Origin of the sequence: Kitasatospora sp. NPDC094019 (genome assembly GCF_044764505.1) — a bacterium.
Taxonomy (GTDB): Bacteria; Actinomycetota; Actinomycetes; order Streptomycetales; family Streptomycetaceae; genus Kitasatospora.
This window is the reverse complement of record NZ_JBIWIF010000015.1, coordinates 118,934-137,316: the sequence shown is the minus strand read 5'-3', so window position 1 is coordinate 137,316 and position 18,383 is coordinate 118,934. Positions and strand designations below refer to the sequence as shown.

16 protein-coding genes are annotated in these 18,383 nt (G+C 73.8%); 12 read left to right on the top strand and 4 right to left on the bottom strand.

Annotated elements, in window-relative coordinates; translation table 11 throughout:
• Window positions 1-136 precede the first annotated feature (136 nt).
• From ACIQ9P_RS28995 to ACIQ9P_RS28980, 4 genes are all read left to right on the top strand, one after another.
• Entirely contained in the window at window positions 137-814 is a 678-nt protein-coding gene (locus ACIQ9P_RS28995) for an NAD(P)H-dependent oxidoreductase (RefSeq protein WP_402362356.1), read from the top strand.
• Window positions 815-1,044: 230 nt separating this feature from the next.
• A complete protein-coding gene (locus ACIQ9P_RS28990) occupies window positions 1,045-5,145 on the top strand; it encodes an amino acid adenylation domain-containing protein (RefSeq protein WP_402362353.1) in 4,101 nt (1,366 codons plus the stop codon).
• A gap of 101 nt (window positions 5,146-5,246) precedes the next feature.
• The gene (locus tag ACIQ9P_RS28985; RefSeq protein WP_402362550.1) at window positions 5,247-6,200 is read left to right on the top strand and encodes a pseudouridine-5'-phosphate glycosidase; all 954 of its coding nucleotides are present in this window, start codon (window positions 5,247-5,249) and stop codon (window positions 6,198-6,200) included.
• 97 nt (window positions 6,201-6,297) lie between these two features.
• Window positions 6,298-7,014 (top strand): methyltransferase, encoded by a 717-nt coding sequence (locus ACIQ9P_RS28980; protein WP_402362350.1) that lies wholly within the window; start codon window positions 6,298-6,300, stop codon window positions 7,012-7,014.
• A gap of 153 nt (window positions 7,015-7,167) precedes the next feature.
• Here the strand turns inward: ACIQ9P_RS28980 and ACIQ9P_RS28975 are convergent, their stop codons facing one another.
• Window positions 7,168-8,043, bottom strand: coding sequence for a LysR family transcriptional regulator (locus ACIQ9P_RS28975; RefSeq protein WP_402362347.1), 876 nt, complete (start codon window positions 8,041-8,043; stop codon window positions 7,168-7,170).
• A gap of 277 nt (window positions 8,044-8,320) precedes the next feature.
• On the opposite strand from ACIQ9P_RS28975, the gene ACIQ9P_RS28970 reads away from it, so the two are divergent.
• The 5 genes from ACIQ9P_RS28970 to ACIQ9P_RS28950 all read left to right on the top strand — a co-directional run bounded on the left by ACIQ9P_RS28970 (window position 8,321) and on the right by ACIQ9P_RS28950 (window position 12,993).
• On the top strand, window positions 8,321-8,962 hold the full coding sequence (locus tag ACIQ9P_RS28970; protein ID WP_402362344.1) for a disulfide bond formation protein DsbA: 642 nt from the start codon (window positions 8,321-8,323) through the stop codon (window positions 8,960-8,962).
• A 54-nt stretch (window positions 8,963-9,016) separates the two neighbouring features.
• The gene (locus tag ACIQ9P_RS28965; RefSeq protein WP_402362342.1) at window positions 9,017-10,021 is read left to right on the top strand and encodes an EamA family transporter; all 1,005 of its coding nucleotides are present in this window, start codon (window positions 9,017-9,019) and stop codon (window positions 10,019-10,021) included.
• A 112-nt stretch (window positions 10,022-10,133) separates the two neighbouring features.
• Complete coding sequence (locus ACIQ9P_RS28960; RefSeq protein ID WP_402362339.1) at window positions 10,134-11,354, top strand: MFS transporter; 1,221 nt, start codon at window positions 10,134-10,136, stop codon at window positions 11,352-11,354.
• A 656-nt stretch (window positions 11,355-12,010) separates the two neighbouring features.
• Window positions 12,011-12,442, top strand: coding sequence for a RidA family protein (locus ACIQ9P_RS28955; protein WP_402362336.1), 432 nt, complete (start codon window positions 12,011-12,013; stop codon window positions 12,440-12,442).
• A gap of 50 nt (window positions 12,443-12,492) precedes the next feature.
• Window positions 12,493-12,993 (top strand): hypothetical protein, encoded by a 501-nt coding sequence (locus tag ACIQ9P_RS28950; protein WP_402362333.1) that lies wholly within the window; start codon window positions 12,493-12,495, stop codon window positions 12,991-12,993.
• A gap of 7 nt (window positions 12,994-13,000) precedes the next feature.
• On the opposite strand, the gene ACIQ9P_RS28945 is transcribed toward ACIQ9P_RS28950, so the two are convergent.
• Both ACIQ9P_RS28945 and ACIQ9P_RS28940 read right to left on the bottom strand, forming a co-directional pair.
• Window positions 13,001-13,651, bottom strand: a complete 651-nt coding sequence (locus ACIQ9P_RS28945) for a hypothetical protein (protein ID WP_402362330.1) — start codon at window positions 13,649-13,651, stop codon at window positions 13,001-13,003.
• A 129-nt stretch (window positions 13,652-13,780) separates the two neighbouring features.
• Window positions 13,781-14,533 (bottom strand): GNAT family N-acetyltransferase, encoded by a 753-nt coding sequence (locus ACIQ9P_RS28940; protein WP_402362327.1) that lies wholly within the window; start codon window positions 14,531-14,533, stop codon window positions 13,781-13,783.
• 112 nt (window positions 14,534-14,645) lie between these two features.
• Between ACIQ9P_RS28940 and ACIQ9P_RS28935 the strand changes: the two genes are divergently transcribed.
• A complete protein-coding gene (locus tag ACIQ9P_RS28935; RefSeq protein WP_402362325.1) occupies window positions 14,646-15,551 on the top strand; it encodes a LysR family transcriptional regulator in 906 nt (301 codons plus the stop codon).
• A 360-nt stretch (window positions 15,552-15,911) separates the two neighbouring features.
• Window positions 15,912-16,796 (top strand): S1 family peptidase, encoded by an 885-nt coding sequence (locus ACIQ9P_RS28930; RefSeq protein WP_402362322.1) that lies wholly within the window; start codon window positions 15,912-15,914, stop codon window positions 16,794-16,796.
• 114 nt (window positions 16,797-16,910) lie between these two features.
• Here ACIQ9P_RS28930 and ACIQ9P_RS28925 read toward each other — a convergent pair whose 3' ends face one another.
• Window positions 16,911-17,810, bottom strand: coding sequence for a LysR family transcriptional regulator (locus ACIQ9P_RS28925; protein WP_402362319.1), 900 nt, complete (start codon window positions 17,808-17,810; stop codon window positions 16,911-16,913).
• A gap of 72 nt (window positions 17,811-17,882) precedes the next feature.
• Between ACIQ9P_RS28925 and ACIQ9P_RS28920 the strand changes: the two genes are divergently transcribed.
• On the top strand, window positions 17,883-18,281 hold the full coding sequence (locus tag ACIQ9P_RS28920; protein WP_402362316.1) for a RidA family protein: 399 nt from the start codon (window positions 17,883-17,885) through the stop codon (window positions 18,279-18,281).
• The last annotated feature ends 102 nt before the right edge of the window (window positions 18,282-18,383 follow it).

Genomic DNA, 18,383 nt, shown 5'->3' with positions numbered 1-18,383 from the left:
GGGGTCCGGGATCCGTAACCCCGCGACCCCGCCGCTCCGGCCCCCACGACCGTTGCCACCGAGGCCCGTTGCCACCGAAGCCTGCTGCCGTCACCGCGTGCTGCCACCAACGCCACCGACCCTGAGGAGCACCACCGTGTCCACCGCCGACACCTCCGCGCCGACGAGGATCTCGATCGTCTACTACTCGGGCACCGGCAACGTCCACAAGCTCGCCCTGGCCGCCGAGGAGGCCGCCGTGAAGGCCGGCGCCACGGTCCGGCTGCGCCGGGTCCCCGAGTACGTCCAGGCTTCCCTGGCCCCCGAGTTCACCGAGTGGACCGAGGCGTGGCAGGAGAACGCCGCCGCGATCGCGGCCGTCCCCACCGCCTCCGTCGACGACCTCGCCTGGGCCGATGTGATCCTGCTCGGCGGCCCCGGCCGGTTCGGGATGATCGCCGCGCCGCTCAAGCACTTCATCGAGCTCGCCTGGCCGCTCAACGCGCGCGGCGGACTCCAGGGCAAGGTGATGGCCTCGTTCACCTCCACCGGCGCCCCGCACGGCGGCCAGGAGGCGACCATCCTCTCCCTCAACGCCGTCTTCTACCACTGGGGCGGGATCATCGTTCCGCCCGGCGTCACCGACGAGATCATGACGGCCCCCAGCAACGGCAACCCCTACGGCGTCAGTTCGGTCTCCGGGCGGCAGGCGGTCCCGGGCCGGCTGGCGGAGAACGTCACCGAGGACAACCTCGCCGCCGTCGCCCACCAGACCCGCCGCATGCTCGACGTCGCCGACGCGCTGCGCCGGGGACGGGCCGCCGCCGACGGGTGATCCCCCGGCCTCCCGGGGCGGCGACAGCGACAGCGACAGCGGGACGCCGCGACCGCAGGCCACCAGGACCCCGGCAGCACAGGCCGTCGGCACGTCGGCACGTCGGCACGTCGGCACGTCGGCAGGTCGGTACGTCGCCACGTCGGTACGTCAGCACGTCAGGACCACCGGACCACAGGACCACCAGGAAAGCCGGACACCAGGACACCCGCACACCCAGGGGGACCCAGATGACTGCCGATGCGCCGGGCCGCGGCCCGGCCACCCACCCGTTACTGCCCGAACTGCTCCTGCGCGCCGCCGCCGCCCACCCCGACGCCCCGGCGGTGACCGGCGGCGACGAGCCGCTGACCTTCGCCGACCTGGTCCGCCGGAGCCGGGGGCTGGCCGGGCACCTGCGGGGCCTCGGAGTGACCGCGGACCAGTGCGTGGGGCTGTTCGTCGAGCCCTCCACCGAGGTGCTGACCGGCGCCTGGGGGATCCTCCTCGCCGGCGGCGCCTATCTGCCGCTGGCCCCGGAGTACCCCGAGGAACGCCTGCGCTTCATGATCGAGCACTCCGGGGTGAAGGTGATCGTCGCCCAGGACCGGCTGGTCGAGCGGCTGACGGCGCTGGCGCCGGCCGGCACCGCGGTCGTCCGCGCCGAGGACGAGTACCCGCCGTCCCCGGTCCCCCTGCCCGACCCCGCCCCCGACGCGCTGGCCTACGTCATCTACACCTCGGGCAGCACCGGCCGCCCCAAGGGCGTGATGATCGAGCACCGGAGCATCGCCCACCAGATGGCCTGGCTGCGCGCCGCCCACGGGCTCGACCGCACCCGGGTCGTGCTGCAGAAGACGCCGATCAGCTTCGACGCCGCGCAGTGGGAGATCCTCGCCCCGGCCGTCGGCGCCACCGTGGTGGTGGGCGGGACCGGCATCCACCGGGACACCGAGCGGCTGGTCGCGGCGGTCAAGGCGCACGGCGTCACCACCGTGCAGTGCGTGCCGACCCTGCTCCAGGCCCTGCTGGAGACCGAGGAGTTCGAGTCCTGCCACGCCCTGCAACAGGTCTTCACCGGCGGCGAGGCGCTGTCCAGATCCCTGGCCCGGACCTTCCTGGAGACCATGCCGGGCTGCGAGCTGGTCAACCTCTACGGGCCGACCGAGTGCACCATCAACTCCTCCTCCTTCGTGGTGACCAAGTCCTCCGTCGGCGACGGCCCCAACTCGGTCTCCATCGGTGCCCCGGTCGACGGCACCGAGTACCGCGTCCTCGGCCGCGACGGAGCCCGGCTGGGCGTGGGCGAGATCGGCGAACTCACCATCGGCGGCGTCCAGGTGGCGCGTGGCTACCTGCACCGGCCGGACCTGACCGGGCAGCGCTTCAGCACGGACCCGGCCGGCGGCGGCCGGCTCTTCCGCACCGGCGACCTCGCCTACTGGAACGCCGACGGCACCGTCCAGTTCACCGGCCGCGCCGACAACCAGGTGAAGCTGCGCGGCTTCCGGGTCGAGCTGGACGAGATCCGGCTCGCCATCGAGACCCACGACTGGGTCCGGCACGCGGCCGTCCTGGTCAAGGACGACCCGAGAACGGGCTTCCAGAACCTGATCGCCTGCGTCGAACTCGACCCGAGGGAGGCCGCCCTGATGGACCAGGGCAGCCACGGCGCGCACCACCAGTCCAAGGAGAGCAAGCTCCAGGTCAAGGCCCAGCTGTCCAATCCGGGCGTACGGACCCCGGCCGAGCTGGCCGGCTTGCCCTCCCTGGACCTGCCCGGCCGGACGGCCACCGAGGCGCAGCGCGCCCTCGCCTTCGCCCGCAAGACGTACCGCTTCTACGAGGGCGAGGCGCCGGTCTCGGAACGCGACCTGCTGGCGCTGCTGGCCCGCCGTCCGGCCGGCGCCGGGCGTCCGCGGCCGCTCACGGAGCTGGGCACCGGCACGCTCGGCGTGATCCTGCGCACCCTCGGGCCGCACCTGAGCCCGGACCGGCTGCTCCCCAAGTACGCCTACGCCTCGCCCGGTTCGCTCTACGCGACGCAGGTGTACCTGGAGGTGGCGGGCATCCCCGGGATCCGGCCGGGCATCCACTACCACCAGCCGATCGACCACCGCCTCGTCCTGGTCTCCGCGGCGCCGGAGGACGGACCCGACGACGCCGGGACCCCCCGGGTCCGGCTGCACTTCCTCGGCCGCCGCGGCGCCATCGAGCCCGTCTACCGGACCAACATCACCGAGGTCCTGGAGATCGAGACCGGCCACATCGTCGGCCTGCTGGAGGAGGTCCTGCCCGCACACGGCCTCGACATCGGTCCCGCCCCGTTCACCCCGGAGGTCCGGTCCCGGCTGGGCGTCGCCGAGGAGGACCACTACCTGGGCAGCTTCGACCTGACGCCCTGGCGCGGGCCGCGCGAGGACCGGGACCTCGACCTCTTCGTGCAGGTCCACCCCGGCAAGGGCGTGGACCTCCCGGCCGGGCAGTACCTGTACGAGGACGGCCGGCTGCGCCTGGTCTCGCCCGACCTGGTGCTGCGCAAGCAGGTCATCGCCATCAACCAGGCCGTCTACGGCCGGGCGTCCTTCGGCGTCACCGTGATCAGCCGCGGCCCGCAGCGGTGGCGGCGCTACATCGAGCTGGGCCGGACGGCGCAGCGGCTGTCGCTGAACGGCCTCGACCTCGGCTTCATGTCCTCCGGCTACAGCTCCCGGGGCGGCGACGACCTGCCCTCGGCCCGGCGCTTCGACGGGATCCTGCGCGAGCTCCAACGGCCGGGCGGCGCCTCGTACTTCCTGCTCGGCGGGCGGGTCAGCGGCGAGCAGCGGCGGCACGAGGGCATGCGGGAGGACGCCGTCCACATGCGCGGCCCGGCCGAGCTGATCCGCGACGACCTGGTCAACTACCTGCCGGACTACATGATCCCGAACAAGGTGGTGGTGCTGGACGCGCTGCCGACCACCGCCAACGGCAAGATCGACGTCAAGGCGCTGGCCGCCTCCGACCGGGTCACCGCGGGGGCCGCCGACCGTCCCTTCGTGGCGCCCCGGGGCGAGGCCGAGCGCCGGGTGGCCGCGCTGTGGCAGGAGGTGATGAAGCAGGAGAGCGTCTCCGTGCAGGACGACTTCTTCGCCTGCGGCGGGAACTCGCTGCTGGCCGTCACCCTGGTCAACCGGATCAACCGGACGCTGGGGGCGTCGCTGCCGCTGGAGGTGGTCTTCACCTCGCCGACGGTGGAGAGCCTGGCCCGCCGGCTCTCCGGCGGTCCGGCGGGGCGCGCCTCCCGGCTGGTGCCGCTGACCGGCCCGGGCTCGCCCGGTTCGCCGGCCGGCCGGCCCGTCTTCTGCTGGCCCGGCCTCGGCGGCTATCCGATGAACCTGCGGCCGCTGGCCGAACGCCTGGGCTCCGGGCGGCCGTTCCTCGGTGTGCAGGCCCACGGCGTCAACCCGGGCGAGGTCCCGTACCCGACGATCAGGGAGATGGCGGCCGAGGACGTCCGGGCGGTGCTGGAGCTCCAGCCCGAGGGCCCGTACACCCTGTGGGGCTACTCCTTCGGGGCCCGGGTCGCCTTCGAGACGGCGTACCAGCTGGAGCAGGCCGGCCACACGGTCGACCACGTCTTCCTGATCGCCCCCGGCTCGCCCCGGGTCCGTACCGCAGGCACCCGCCCCGAGGACCGGACCGCCAGCTACACCAGCCGGACCTTCGTGGCGATCCTGCTCTCGGTGTTCACGGGCGCGATCGACAGCCCGCTGCTGGAGCGCTGCCTCGCGGCGGCCCGGGACGACGAGAGCTTCGCCCGCTTCGTCGGCGAGGGCGTCCCCGGCCTGGACCCGGAGCTGGTACGCCGGATCGTGCGGATCGTGGGGACGACCTTCGAGTTCAGCTACACCTTCCGCGAACTGCGGGAGCGCCGGGTCTCGGCACCCATCACCGTCTTCAAGGCGCGGGGGGACGAGTACTCGTTCCTCGACGGCAGCAGCGGCTACTCCGCCGAGCCGCCGACCGTCGTCGAGCTGACGGCCGACCACTACTCCCTGCTCCGGGCGCCGGACGTCGACGAGCTGGTGACGGCCGTCCACCGCCGCCTGCACCTCCGGAAGGACACCGTGATGCCGCACGTCAACATCAAGCACTTCCCGATGGAACTCAGCGACACCCAGCAGGCCGAGCTGTTCTCGGCGGTGACCAAGGCGATCACCGACGCCTTCGGCTGCGACGAGGGTGTGGTGTCGATCGCGGTCGAGTCGATCGCCGAGGAGAACTGGACCGAGCAGGTCTACATCCCGGAGATCGTCAACCGCCGGGACATCCTCGGCAAGGTGCCCAACTACCGCCCCGACGCGCTCTGATGGCGACGACCGTGACCGCCTCGACCGTGACCTCCGGGGCCGTGACCGCCTCGACCGCGACCCCCGGGGCCGTGACCGCCTCGACCGCGACCCCCTGGGCCGTGACCCCGACGACCGCCCTCTCCCACCGGCCCGTGCCGCTCGTCCTGAGCGAGGAGGTGGCCGAGGCGCTGCACGAGGGCCGCCCGGTGGTGGCGCTGGAGTCCAACGTCATCACCCACGGGCTGCCCTACCCGGACAACGCGGCGACCGCCCGCAAGGTGGAGCAGGCCGTCCGGGCGGGCGGCTCCGTCCCCGCCACGATCGCGGTCGAGGGCGGCCGGATCGTGGTCGGCATGACGGACGCCGACATCGAGCGGTTCGCCTCCACCCCGGGCATCCCCAAGGTCAGCAGCCGGGACCTGCCGGTGGTGCTGGCGCAGGGCCGGACGGGCGCGCTGACGGTCGCCTCCTGCCTGGTGGCGGCCGAGCTGGCGGGCATCCCGTTCTTCTCCTCGGCCGGCATCGGCGGGGTGCACCGGGGCGCGGCCACCACCATGGACGTGTCCTCGGACCTGATCCAGTTCACCCGGTCCAAGGTCGCGGTGGTGTGCGCCGGGGCGAAGAAGATCCTGGACCTGGGCCTGACGCTGGAGTACCTGGAGACCCAGTGCGTCCCGGTGGTCTCCTACCGCTCGGACGACTTCCCGGCCTTCTACTGCGAGTCCAGCGGCTTCCGCAGCCCGCTGCGGCTGGACGAGGACGAGGTGGTGGCCCGGTCGATCGAGAACCACTGGGCGCTGGGCAACCGGGGCGGCTTCCTGGTCACCACGCCGGTCCGCCCGGAGGAGGCGATCGACAGCGACGAGGTGGACGCCGCGATCGTCGCGGCGACGGCGGCCGCCGACCGGGACGGCATCCGGGGCCAGGCGATCACCAAGTACCTGATGCGGGCGGTGGACGCGGCCACCGAGGGCCGTTCCTCCCGCGCCAACATGGCGGTGCTGATCAGCACCGCCGAGGTCGGCGGCCGACTGGCCGCCGCGTACGCCCGGCTCCGGGCCGACGCGCGCTGAACCTCCCGCTCCGTCGACCCCCCCATTTCCACCTCCACCCCCACCCCCACCGGACGAACGCGACCCTCGCGTACGACAGACGAATGGATACGACGACATGACGCTTCAGCAGCAGTTCACGTCCGAGGCCGAGTCCTACCGCCCGCTGGTCCCCGAGGCGCAGGTGAAGGAGATCACCGAGCTGCGCCGCGCCCTGGGCGAGCTGGGTGGCGAGGAGGGCGAGCAGACCGTCCCCTTCCTCGGCCTGACCCTGCGGGTGCCCGCCTCCGTGATGACCCCCTGCCCGGTCTCCCCGATGCTGGGCGGCGCGGTGTTCGCCGAGGTCGCGCCCGGTGACCGGGTCCTCGACATGGGCACCGGCAGCGGTTCGCTGGCCCTGATCGCGGCTAAGAAGGGCGCCGACGTCCTGGCGGTGGACCTCAACCCGGACGCCGTGGCCGCGGTGCGGGTCAACGCCGGGCTGAACCAGGTCGCCGACCGGGTGGAGGCGCGCGAGAGCGATGTCTTCTCGGCGGTCGAGGGCCGGTTCGACCTGATCGTCTTCAACCCGCCGTTCCAGTGGTTCGCCGCCGCCGACTACGCGGACGTCGCGGGCACCGACGCCGGCTACCGGGCGCTGACCCGTTTCTTCCAGGAGGCCCGCGAGCACCTGACGGCTGACGGCCGGATGGTCATGTTCTTCAGCACGATGGGCGACGTGGCGTACTTCGAGAAGCTGGTGGCCGAGAGCGGCTTCACCCACAAGAAGGTCTTCACCACCACCCAGCCGGTCCTGGACGTGGCGGTCGACTTCACGGTGCACCGCCTCTCCTGACCGGTCGCGCTCCGGATCCGCCGCCTCTTCCGACCGGTCGCCGCTCCGGACCCGCCGCCGCTTCGGACCCCCGCCGCCGGGGCCTCCCTCCCCTCGGGGAGGCCCCGGTCCCACCGCGCCGGTGGACGGTCCTCGGACCGAGGTGCCCCGCCGTCAGTCCTCGGTGATGCCCAGCAGCTCCAGGAACGCCGCCGCCGCCGGGTGCGGGCTCTCCCGGCCCCAGATCACGTACTCGGCCCGCGACGGCGCGTCCGTCACCTCGATCGTCACCAGGCCGGTCAGGCCCGCGACGTACCGGGGCGGCAGCAGCGCCACCCCCAGACCCGCCGCGACCAGCCGGGCCAGGTAGTCCGCGTTGGTCACCTCGAAGGCGACCTCGCGGGTGAGGCCGGCCGCCGCGAACGCCAGATCGGACTGGGCCCGCCCGGCGGTCTTCGCCGGGAGGTCGACGAACACCTCCGAGGCCAGCCGCCGCAGGTCCACCGAACTCTCGCCCGCCAGCGGGTGGTCGGGGGAGACCACGGCGACCAGCCGCTCCCGGGCCAGCTCCCTGGCCATCACCCCCCGGGGGTGCGCGGTGACCGGGATACCGAGGAAGGCCACCTCGATCTCGCCCTGCCGGATCTGCTCGACGAGTTCGTCGCTCGCGCCGACGCTGAGGCTGATCCGGGCCTTCGGGTGCCGCTGGTGGAACTCGCCGAGCACGGCGGGGATGTCCACGGCCGCGACGGTGGGGATCAGCCCCACCTTGAGCAGGCCGCGCACCTCCCCGACGGCCGCCGCGACCTCGGTGGCCGCCCGTTCCGCCGCGTCCAGGCACTGCCGGGCGGCGGGCAGGAAGGCCGCCCCGGCCGGGGTGAGCCGCACCCGGCGGCTGGTGCGCTCGAACAGCCGCGCGCCCAGCTCCTTCTCCAGCCGCCCGATCTGGTGGCTGAGCGCGGACTGCACCACCAGACAGCGCTGGGCGGCGCGGGTGAAGCTGTTGGTCTCGGCCACCGCGATCACGTACCGCATCTGCTGGAGCTCCATCCGTCCATCGTGATCCGCGATGCATCGGGTGACAAGCATGTGTTGGACTCATCGATGCGCGCGGCCCGACACTGAAGGCGACCGCACACGGCCGGAGCCGCCCCCGGGCCGGTTCCGCCGGGCGGGCCCCGACCAGGGGTCCGTCCGTCCTGCCCGGACGCCGTGCCGCCGTCGACCTCTCCCCGTTCACCCGCACCTGGGCGCACCCCGCCGAGGCGTGCCCGCGCGCGCCCGTACCGCCCGTGCCGCCCGTCAGACGAAAGGACGAGCGACCGCCATGACCGCCACGCCGGCCAGTCCCGACACGATCACCGCCGACATCTGGGTCGACCCCCGCTGCCCCTGGGCGTGGATCACCTCCCGCTGGATGCTGGAGGTGGAGCAGGTCCGGGCGGTGGAGACCCGCTTCCACATCATGAGTCTGTCCGTGCTCAACGAGGGCCGCGAGGTGGCGGAGAAGTACCGCCAGGGCATGATCGACGGCTGGGCCTGCGTGCGGGTGTGCATCGCCGCCCAGGAGCAGCACGGCGCGGAGGTGCTGCGCCCCCTCTACAACGCCATGGGCCGGCTGATCCACCACGAGAAGGCCGGGCTCGGCCACGACATGATCACCGCCGCCCTCAAGGAGGCCGGGCTGCCGATCGACCTGGTCTCGGCCGCCGACGACGACTCCTGGGACGAGAAGCTGCGGATCCAGCACCACGAGGGCATGGACCCGGTCGGCTCCGAGGTCGGCACCCCCGTGATCCACGTGCCCGGCCCGGACGGGGAGCCGCTGGCGTTCTTCGGCCCCGTGCTCACCCCCGCCCCGCGCGGCGAGGCGGCCGGGAAGCTCTGGGACGGCGTACTGGCGGTGACGGGCACCGACGGCTTCTTCGAGCTGAAGCGCGGCCGCGACCGCGACCCGATCTTCGACTGAGCCGGCCGGACGTAATCCCTCGGTGCTTCCCACCGGATGTGAGGCGAGATCGACATGACGAGCAGACGGAATCTGTCCACGGTGGCCCTGACCGGCCTGGCGCCGACGGTGTGGGGCAGCACCTACCTGATCACCACCGAGCTGCTGCCCCCGGACCGGCCGCTGCTGGCGACCACCATGCGCGCCCTGCCCGGCGGCCTGTTCCTGCTGGCCCTCGGCCGGCAACTGCCGGTCGGCGTCTGGTGGCTGCGCGCGCTGGCGCTGGGGGTGCTGAACATCGGCGCCTTCAACTTCCTGCTGTTCGTCGCGGCCTACCGCCTCCCGGGCGGCATCGCCGCCGTGATCATGTCGGCCCAGCCGATGTTCGTGGTGATCCTGGCGGCGCTGTTCCTCGGTGAACGGGTCAGAGGCGTGCACGCGCTGGCCTGCGCCCTGGGCGCGGGAGGTGTGGCGCTGCTCGTGTTCAAGGGCAGGGTGTCGCTGGACGGGGTCGGCGTCCTCGCCGCGGTCGGCGGCGCCCTGTGCATGGCCTCGGGGATCACCCTCACCAAGCGGTGGGGCCGTCCCGAGGGCGTCAGTCTGCTGACCTTCACCGGGTGGCAGCTGACGGCGGGCGGTCTGGTCCTGCTGCCGTTCTGGCTGTCGCTGGAGGACATGCCGGACGGCCTGACGGGCGACAACGTGCTCGGCTTCGCCTACCTCATCTCGCTGGGCGCGGTGCTGAGTTACATCGTCTGGTTCCGGGGGATCGGGCTGCTTCCGGCCACGGCGGTGTCCTTCCTGGCGCTGGGCAGTCCGGTGGTGGCGACGCTGCTGGGCTACCTCTTCAAGGACCAGACGCTGTCGCTGCTCCAGCTGCTCGGCATCGTCGTGATCTTCCTGGCGGTCGTGCTCGGCCAGTCCCGTCCACCGGCCAAGGCGCCCGCGGCGGCTGCCCCGCCCGGATCGCTCTCACCCGGATCGCTCCCACCCGGGACGGGCTCGCCGGGCGCCGGCTCGTCGGGCAACGGCGAACGCGGTACCGGCGAACGCGCCCTCTCGGAGGAACGCAGCGGATAGCGGCGGGCGCACCGCACCACGCTCATCACCTTGTCGGACCCGGCGCCACCCGGCGCCGGGTACCGCGCCCGACCGCTCGGGCACCGCGCCCCACCACATCCGGAGATATGACATGACCACTCAAGAAGAAGAACTGCCCACGGCGGCGACGGCGCCGCGGAAGGGCGGCCCGGCGGCCGACGGCTGGCTCGGCGTAGCCGCCATCACCGCGAGCCTCTTTGTCTTCCTCACCACCGAGCTGATGCCGATCGGCCTGCTCACCCCGCTCAGCGAGAGCCTGAAGGTCTCCGTCGGCACCGCCGGCCTGATGGTCACCGCCCAGGGTGTCGCGGCCGGCCTCGGCGTGCCGTTCATCGTGGCCTGGACCCGCCGCGTCAACCGGCGCAAGCTGCTCACCACCCTGCTCGGCGTGCTGGCCGTGGGCAACCTGATCACCTCGATCGCCCCCAACTACCCGCTGATCCTGGTCACCCGCATGTTCATGGGCTTCGCCAGCGGCGTCTTCTGGGCCATCGGCGTCAGCATGGCGATGCGGATCGTCCCCGAGAAGCAGGCCAACCGGGCGGCGGCCGTCGTGATGTCCGGCATCTCGATCGCCACCGTCGTCGGCATCCCGCTCGGCACCCTGCTGGAGAGCGCCAGCTCCTGGCGCACCACCTTCCTGATCTGGGCCGGCCTCAGCGCGGTGGTGCTGATCGCCGTCGCCGTCACCATCCCCTCGCTGCCCTCGGCGAACGCGGTCTCCGTCCGCGAGGTCTTCGGCCTCCCGGTCAAGAACGTGCCGCTGCGCGTGGTCCTGGTGATGGTGGTGTTCTTCGTCCTCGGCCACTTCGGGGCGTACACCTTCGTCCGCCCGTACCTGGAGAAGAGCGCCGAGGCGAGCGTCGGCTTCATCACCGTCGTCCTGATCGTCTTCGGCATCGGCGGCGCGATCGGCAACTTCATCGGCGGCCAGAGCGTCAACAAGAGCCTGCGCGGCAGCTTCGTGGTCGGCGGCCTGCTGCTGATCGGCGCCCTGGTGATGCTGCTGACCATCGGCACCAACGACTTCGGCGTGATCGTCGCCATGGTGCTGTGGGGCATCGCCTTCGGTGTCGTCCAGCTCAGCCAGATCAACATGACGCTCGCGGCCGCGCCGGAGACCTTCGAGGCCGCGATGTCGCTCAACACCATGGCCTACAACACCTGCATCGCCCTGGGCGCCCTGATCGGCGGCCTGTTCGCCGACCACACGGGCGTCAAGAGCGTGGTCTGGTTCGGCATCATCCTGGTCGGCCTCGCCGTCGCCCTGCGCGCGGCCACCGGCCGCCGCGCGGTCCCCGCGGCCGGCTGACCCCCCCCGAAGCACCGGAGCCCGGTACGGACGTCGCGCCACCCCCGTCGTGACGTCCGTACCGCCCCCTCCGGTGAGGTGGGCGCGTGCTCCCGGCGACGGCCGGACCGGCACGCGCCCACACCTCTTTTCCGGGTGGGGCGCGGCCCTTGGGGCGGCCCTTGCCTCGGGGCGGCGCCCCGCCGGGGCCGACGGGGCGGGGCCGGCAGCTTGCCCTGGTTCGGGCTGCGCCCCTCGGGGGCCTGTTCCCGGCCCGGGCGCCCGCCGGGGTCGCCAGGGGCCTGTTTCGGCCCTGCCCGCTCGCCCGCTCGCCTGCCGCCTGCCCCACGCCCGCAGCCGCGTCGCGCGGGCCTGTTCCTGGGTCGGGGTGCCTGCCGGGGTCGCCCGGGGCCCGTTTCGGCCCTGCCCGCGCCCGCGGCTGCGCCCCCGTGCGGTCCCGGTCTGCGCGGTCGGCGGGCTTTCGGGCGGTCCGCTTCCGCGTGGCTACGTCGGTGCCGTCGGCCGGAGGCCCGGGCCTCTCGGCCGGGCTTTCCCGCCTTCGCCCCCACCGCTCGCGACGCGCGCCCACCCCCTTCACCCCCCGCCACACCCATCCACCCTGACTCCCCGCCAGCCCCCCCGCCGGAGTGGTGCGCACACCCTGGGATGATGGCCCGATGGAGCACACCACGCGACGGAACGTCGGTTCGGGCTCGCCGCTGGAGCCGGAGATCGGCTTCTCACGGGCGGTGCGGAAGGGCGCGTACGTCGCCGTCGCCGGGACGGCGCCGATCGGGGACGACGGGGCGACCGTCGGCCCGGGCGACGTGTACGCGCAGACGGTGCGCTGCCTGGACATCGCCGCGACGGCGCTGCGGGCGGCGGGCGCCGGGCTCACGGATGTCGTCCGGACCAGGATCATGCTCACCGATGTCACCCGCTGGCGCGAGGCGGCCCGCGCGCACGGCGAGCGGTTCGCCGAGGTCCGTCCCGCCTGCACCTTTGTCGAGGTGTCGCGCTTCATCGACCCCGCGTGGCTGGTCGAGGTGGAGGTCGACGCGATTCTCGACGCGGGCCTCGACCACGGGCAGGCCGCGGCAACGGAGTAGGCAGTCGACGTGGCCGACTTCCTGTGCGGCCGGAGGGAGAGCGGGGGCTCATGGAGCAGTGGCGGCGCAGGGCGGCGGTGACGGCCGCGGCCCTGGCGGTGGTGGGTGGGACGGTGGCCGGGTGCGGCGATCCGGAACCGCGGGCCGACCGGCTGATCGGCGTGGGTCTGGACGCCGGACGGTTGGTCGTGCGGACCGGGATGTGTCACGACGAGCGGCTGCACGCGGTGCGGGTGAAGGTCTTCCCGGGCCCGGGGAAGCTGGAGGTCCGACCGCGCGAGGGCCGTTCCGCCATAGAGACCGTGGACCTGGGCGAACTGCCGCCGGGGTGGACGAGCACCGGCGAGCGGCCCGGGCAGGTGGTCGCGGACCGGCGCTACACCGTGGAGGTGGTCCGTGACCGGGCCCTCACCGTGACGGTGCCCGGGGACGTGCTGCTGGGCCTGCCCGCCGGCAAGTGGGCGGCGGGCGGCTGGGACTGGGACTACAAGCTGCTGAGCGCGAAGGAGTTCGAGAAGCGCCGCAAGTCCTCCTGTGCGGACGGCTCCTGACTGGCCGTCATGGCGTGCCCGCCGTCGGCGGCACCAGCGGTGGCACCCGCGGTGCGTCCGGCGGGGTCAGACAGGCGGTGCTGACCATGAGCATGATGCCCTGGTCGGGGCGCTCCTCCACGGCGACCAGGTAGTGGTCGCCCGGCGGGCCGCCCGTGGACGCGGCCCGGAACGAGGCGCCGGCGACGTTCCCCGCCGCCGGACCGTTCGCGCCGGGTGAGGGCGTGGCCGTGGCCCCGGGCTCCTGGTAGCCACTGATCGACAGACCCTCGCCCCGCAGGGTGTCCCGCAGCCGGCGCACGATCCCGACGCGTCCGTCGGCCGGGACGTCGAGGCTGGTGGCGGAACTCAGCACGTACGGCTCCGTCGGTCCCGCGATGTCGGGGCCCTCGCACCGGTAGTAACCGAGGCTCTGGCTCACCGGCCCGCCCTGGCCGACGGCCGCCTCCCGCAGGTGTTCGAGCACCTGGGTGACCCGGTCCATCGCCTCGTCGCGGGACTTGACCGGCTGGGGTGCGCGCGTGGCCCCGTCCGCCCGAGGGGCGTCGCTCCGCGCGGCCGCGCAGCCCGGGAGGGCCAGGCAGCCCAGGGCGACGGCCCCTGCGGCGAGTTTGACGGCCGCCGTTCGCGCCGGTGTGTCGATCGATCGTGCGGCCACGGTGGTCGCCCCCGGTGAAGTCGCGTGCAGATGCGGGAAGGATGCTACGGCATGATCCGGAAGGCTCGACTCCGCTTATCGGTTTGGTGCGGCGGCACGGCGGGCGGCACGGTGGCCGCCCCACGGACCTCAGGGCTTCAGCCGGTAGTGGTAACTGTGCGAGACCTCGAACCCGACCCGCTCGTACAGCCGCCGCGCCCCCGCGTTGTCGGCCATCACCTGGAGGTACAGCGTCCCGGCGCCCCGGGCCCGGGCCCAGCGCGCGCCGACGTGCAGGATCGCGCCCGCGATGCCCTGCCGCCGGTGGGCCGGGTCGGTGGCCATGCAGAAGACACCGGCGCAACCGGGCGCGGAGACCACGAGCCCGATGCCGACGAGCCGGCCGTCGCGTTCGACGCCGATATGGGCGGCGGGCCCGGTGATGCGGTGGAACAGTCGGTCGGCGGCGGCCCGTTCGTTGCCCTCGCCGTCGAGCCTCGCGTAGGCGTCGAGCCAGGCGGGGGTCGGGTGTTCGGCGAGGTCGACCTCCCACGGCGCGCCGGGGCCGGAGAAGGCGACGACGACGTCGACGGGCGCCGCGCAGACCAGGGTGGCCGCGTCCAGCCGGTAGCCGCGTGCGTCCAGGGCCGCGTCCAGCGCGCTGTGCTCCTCGGCGGGGGCGACCTGGACGGCGACCGGTAGGTTCCGGGCCGCGTAGAAGTCCTCGACCCGGTCCAGCGCCTCGCCGAGCACGCGGCCCTCGGCGGCGAGGGGCAGCGCGGAGTTCGAGCGGCGCCGGGGGACGCCCGGGGTGTGCCGCAGCAGCCAGCCGTCCACCTCATGTGTCTCCTCGGCGGGCCAGGCCCGGGCCGCGTACCGCTCGATCAGCCGGGTGTCGATCAACGTGTTCTCCTGTCCCCGTCCGGGCGGGTCGCCCGGTCCATGCGGCAGGATGCCCCGGAAGGATCATTGAGGTCCACGACGTAATGCTTCACAGACCTGTAAGGACAGCTTGATGTTGGATCCGGGGCGGCTGCTCCTGCTGCGGGAACTGGCGGACCGGGGGACGATGACGGCCGCCGCCGCCGCGCTCGGCCGGACCTCCTCGGCGGTCTCGCAGCAGCTCGCCGTGCTGGAGCGCGAGGCCGGGGTGGCGCTGCTGGAGCGGGACGGCCGCCGGGTCCGGCTGACCCCCGAGGGCGCGCGGCTGGTCGCGCACGCCCGCATCGTGCTGGGCGCGCTGGAGACCGCAGAGCGCGACCTGCGGGCGGCCGCCGACACCCCGCGCGGCCCGGTCGGCCTGGCCTGCTTCTCGACCTTCGCCGCCGTGCACGTGGTCCCGGCCCTGGCCGCGGCGCGCGAGCGCTTCCCCGAGCTGCGGGTGTCCCTGCACGAGCTGGAACCGCCCGAGGCGCTGGCCGCGCTCCGGGCCCGCCGCTGCGACCTCGCCGTCCGCTACACCTACGACGTCGTCCCCGAACCCGCCTTTCCCGCCGACGAGTTCACCGCCCACCCGCTCGCCGCCGACCCGGTCCTGCTGGCCCTGCCCACCGGTCACGGCGCCGACCGGACCGCCGTCGACCTGCGCGACCTCGCCGACACCGAGTGGATCGTCGGCTCCCGGGAGGACGGCAGCGCAGCCCTGGTGCGCGCCGCCTGCGCGCTGGCGGGCTTCGCGCCCCGGATCGCGCACGCGGTGGACGACTACCACCTCGCCCTGCGGATGGTGGCGAACGGCCTCGGGGCGGCCCTGGTGCCGCAACTCGCGGTCCGGACCCACACACCCGCCGCCGAGGTCGCGCTGCGCCCGCTGCTCGGCCCCGAACTCACCCGCCGCATCCACGCCCTGACCCTCCCCGCACCCACCACCCGCCCGGCGGTGGACGCCGTCCTCACCCTGCTGCGGCCGTCGGCGCCCTGACGGTGCCCCGCCGGATCCCGGCGGGGCCCAATGACCGCCGACGCGGACACCTCGGCGGTCAGGACGAGCGGCCGGTCGAGGCCCACTCGGCGGGCTGGTCGTCGCGGTTCCGGCGGGCGCGGCACCAGGGTGCCGATCCGCTGGGGGAGTGCCACCTGACGGGCGGTCCCCGACCACCGGACCTCCGCGTTCCTCGTGGAGACCCGGGCCAGGGTGTCCACGGCACCGGCGGCCGGGGGATACCCCCACCGTGCGCGGTGCGGCTGCCCCGAGCGCCGGCCCACCGGCTGCCACCGTGGTCCGGTGGATCTTGGTCGAGCAGGCTGGGCACAAGGCAATTCCGAGCAAAGGGAATCAATCGTGTTCAGCCGCACCGCCCGTACCGCTGCCCGTTCCACCGGCCGTTCCACCGCCCGAACCGCCGCCACCCGTAGCGCCGCTGTCGGCGCCCTCGCCGCCGTCGCCTGCCTGACCGTCATGGCCGGCAGCGCCGGAGCGATCGTCAACGGCGGCGACTCCACCGAGCGTTACCCGTTCATGGCGACGATCCCGGAGTCCGCCCCTGATTACGGCCTCTTCGACGGCAACTGCGGCGCCTCGCTGATCGACCCCCAGTGGGTGCTGACGGCCGCGCACTGCATCGCCGTCCCGGGCATCGAACTGGAGGGCATCGTCCGGGTGGGCAGCGACCACCGGAAGACCGGCGGCACCGTCCGGAAGATCGACCGCACCTTCGTCCACCCCGGCTACGTCAACGGCGCGGGCACCACCGCCAACAAGGACGACCTGGCGCTCGTCCGCCTGGACCGCCCGGTCACCCAGCGGCCGATCAGGATCGCCGAGCCCGGACGCCCCGGCACCGCCACCCGGCTGCTCGGCTACGGCACCACCGTGGACGGCAAGTTCGCCTTCCCCGAGCGGCTCCAGGAGCTGAACACCCGACTGGGCGCCGTGTCCGACTGCGCCCCGGGCTTCGCCGACCCGACCCGGCTGTGCACGCTCACCACCAAGCCCGGGGCCATGGCCTGCCACGGAGACTCCGGCGGCCCGCAGATCCAGAAGGGCCGGGGCGGGCGCTGGGAACTGATCGGCGTCACCTCCGGCCCCGGCGCCCCCGGGGTGCCCTGCTCGGAGGGCCCCGGGCTCTACACCAACGCGGCCGCCTACAAGGGCTGGATCCAGCAGACCCTGAGGGACAACCGCACGTCGACCCCCGCCACCGGCCTCGCACCGACCGCGGGCTGACCGTCCCCGACGGCCCCGCCACGGGCCGCACCGCGTGGAGCCGTCCGCCCGGTCTCGGGCGGACGGCGCCACGCGCGAGCTCGCTCGTCCGGGTGCCGCTCGTCCGGGTGCCGCTCACTCGGCACCGACGGCCTCCAACAGCCGTGCCACCAAAGGGTTCGGGTCGTCCCGGCGCCAGGCGACGGCCACCCGGGTGCGGACCGTCCCCGGCTCGACCGCCCGGAACGCGACACCCCGGAGCCGGATCCGCCGGATGCTCGCCGGCGCCAGCGAGACCCCCAGCCCGGCCCCGACCAGCGCGCACACCGTCTGCCACTCCACCGCGTGCTGAACGATCCTCGGCGCGAACCCCACCGACCCGCACAACTCCGTGATCCGGTCGTACAGTCCCGGCCCGACCGCCCGGGGAAGCAGCACGAACGGCTCCTGCGCCAACGCGCCCACCTCCACGGTCCGCCGGGGGGCCAGCGGATGGTCCGAGGGCAGCACGGCGACGAACGGCTCGGTCAGGACGGTCCGGAAGCCCAGCGCCGCCGCTTCCCCGGCGGGCGGCGGCTCCCGCAGCAGCCCGATGTCGACGGCGTCCTCGTGCAGGGCGGCGAGCTGCGGGACCGTGGTCATCTCGCGGATGTCCAGTTCGACGGCCGGGAACCGCTCGCGGAAGGTCCGCAGCAGCCCGGGCAGGACGGTCAGCGCCAGCGAGGCGGAGAACCCGATCCGCAACCGACCGGCCTGCCCGCTCCCCACCGCCCGCGCGGCGGCCAGCCCGTCCGCGAGGCCGGCCAGCGCCCGCCGCGCCGAGGGCAGCAACTCCCGCCCGGCCGGGCTGAGCGCGACCCGCCCGGGCGCACGGACGAAGAGCGGGTGCCCGACCTTCGCCTCCAGCCGGGCGATCTGCTGGCTCAGCGGCGGCTGGGCGATACCGAGACGCGCGGCCGCACGGCCGAAGTGGAGTTCCTCGGCGAGCACCGTGAACGCGTGCAACTGGAGGAGGGGGAGTTCGGGGCGGTCCATATCCCTAGAGGTACCAGACCATGGGCCTTGCGGTATTGGACGTATCACCGCAGGTCACCTAGCGTGCGGCGCATGACTGAGCGACGCACGATCCTGAGCGGTTCGACCTTCGAGGAACAGATCGGCTACGCCCGGGCGGTCCTCGTCGGCGACCACGTCCACGTCTCCGGCACCACCGGCTACGACTACGCGACGATGACCATCGCCGACGACGTGGTGGAGCAGGCCGAGCAGTGCCTGCGCAACATCGGCACGGCCCTGGCGGAGGCGGGCTGCACCTTCGCTGATGTCGTCCGGGTCCGCTACCTGCTGCCCGTGCGGGAGGACTTCGAGCCGTGCTGGCCGGTGCTGCGCCGCTGCTTCGGAGACGTCCGCCCGGCGGCGACGATGATGGTCACCGGCCTGGCGGACGAGCGGATGCGGATCGAGATCGAGGTCGACGCCTACCGGCCGCGTGCGGCCGGGCAGTAGCGGGTCGTGGCCGCCGAGGTGGAGCGGGGGGGGGGGCGGGGCCCCCCCCCCCCCCCCCCCGGGGGGGCGGGGGGGTGGCCGCCCGCGGCGGGGCGCCCCCCC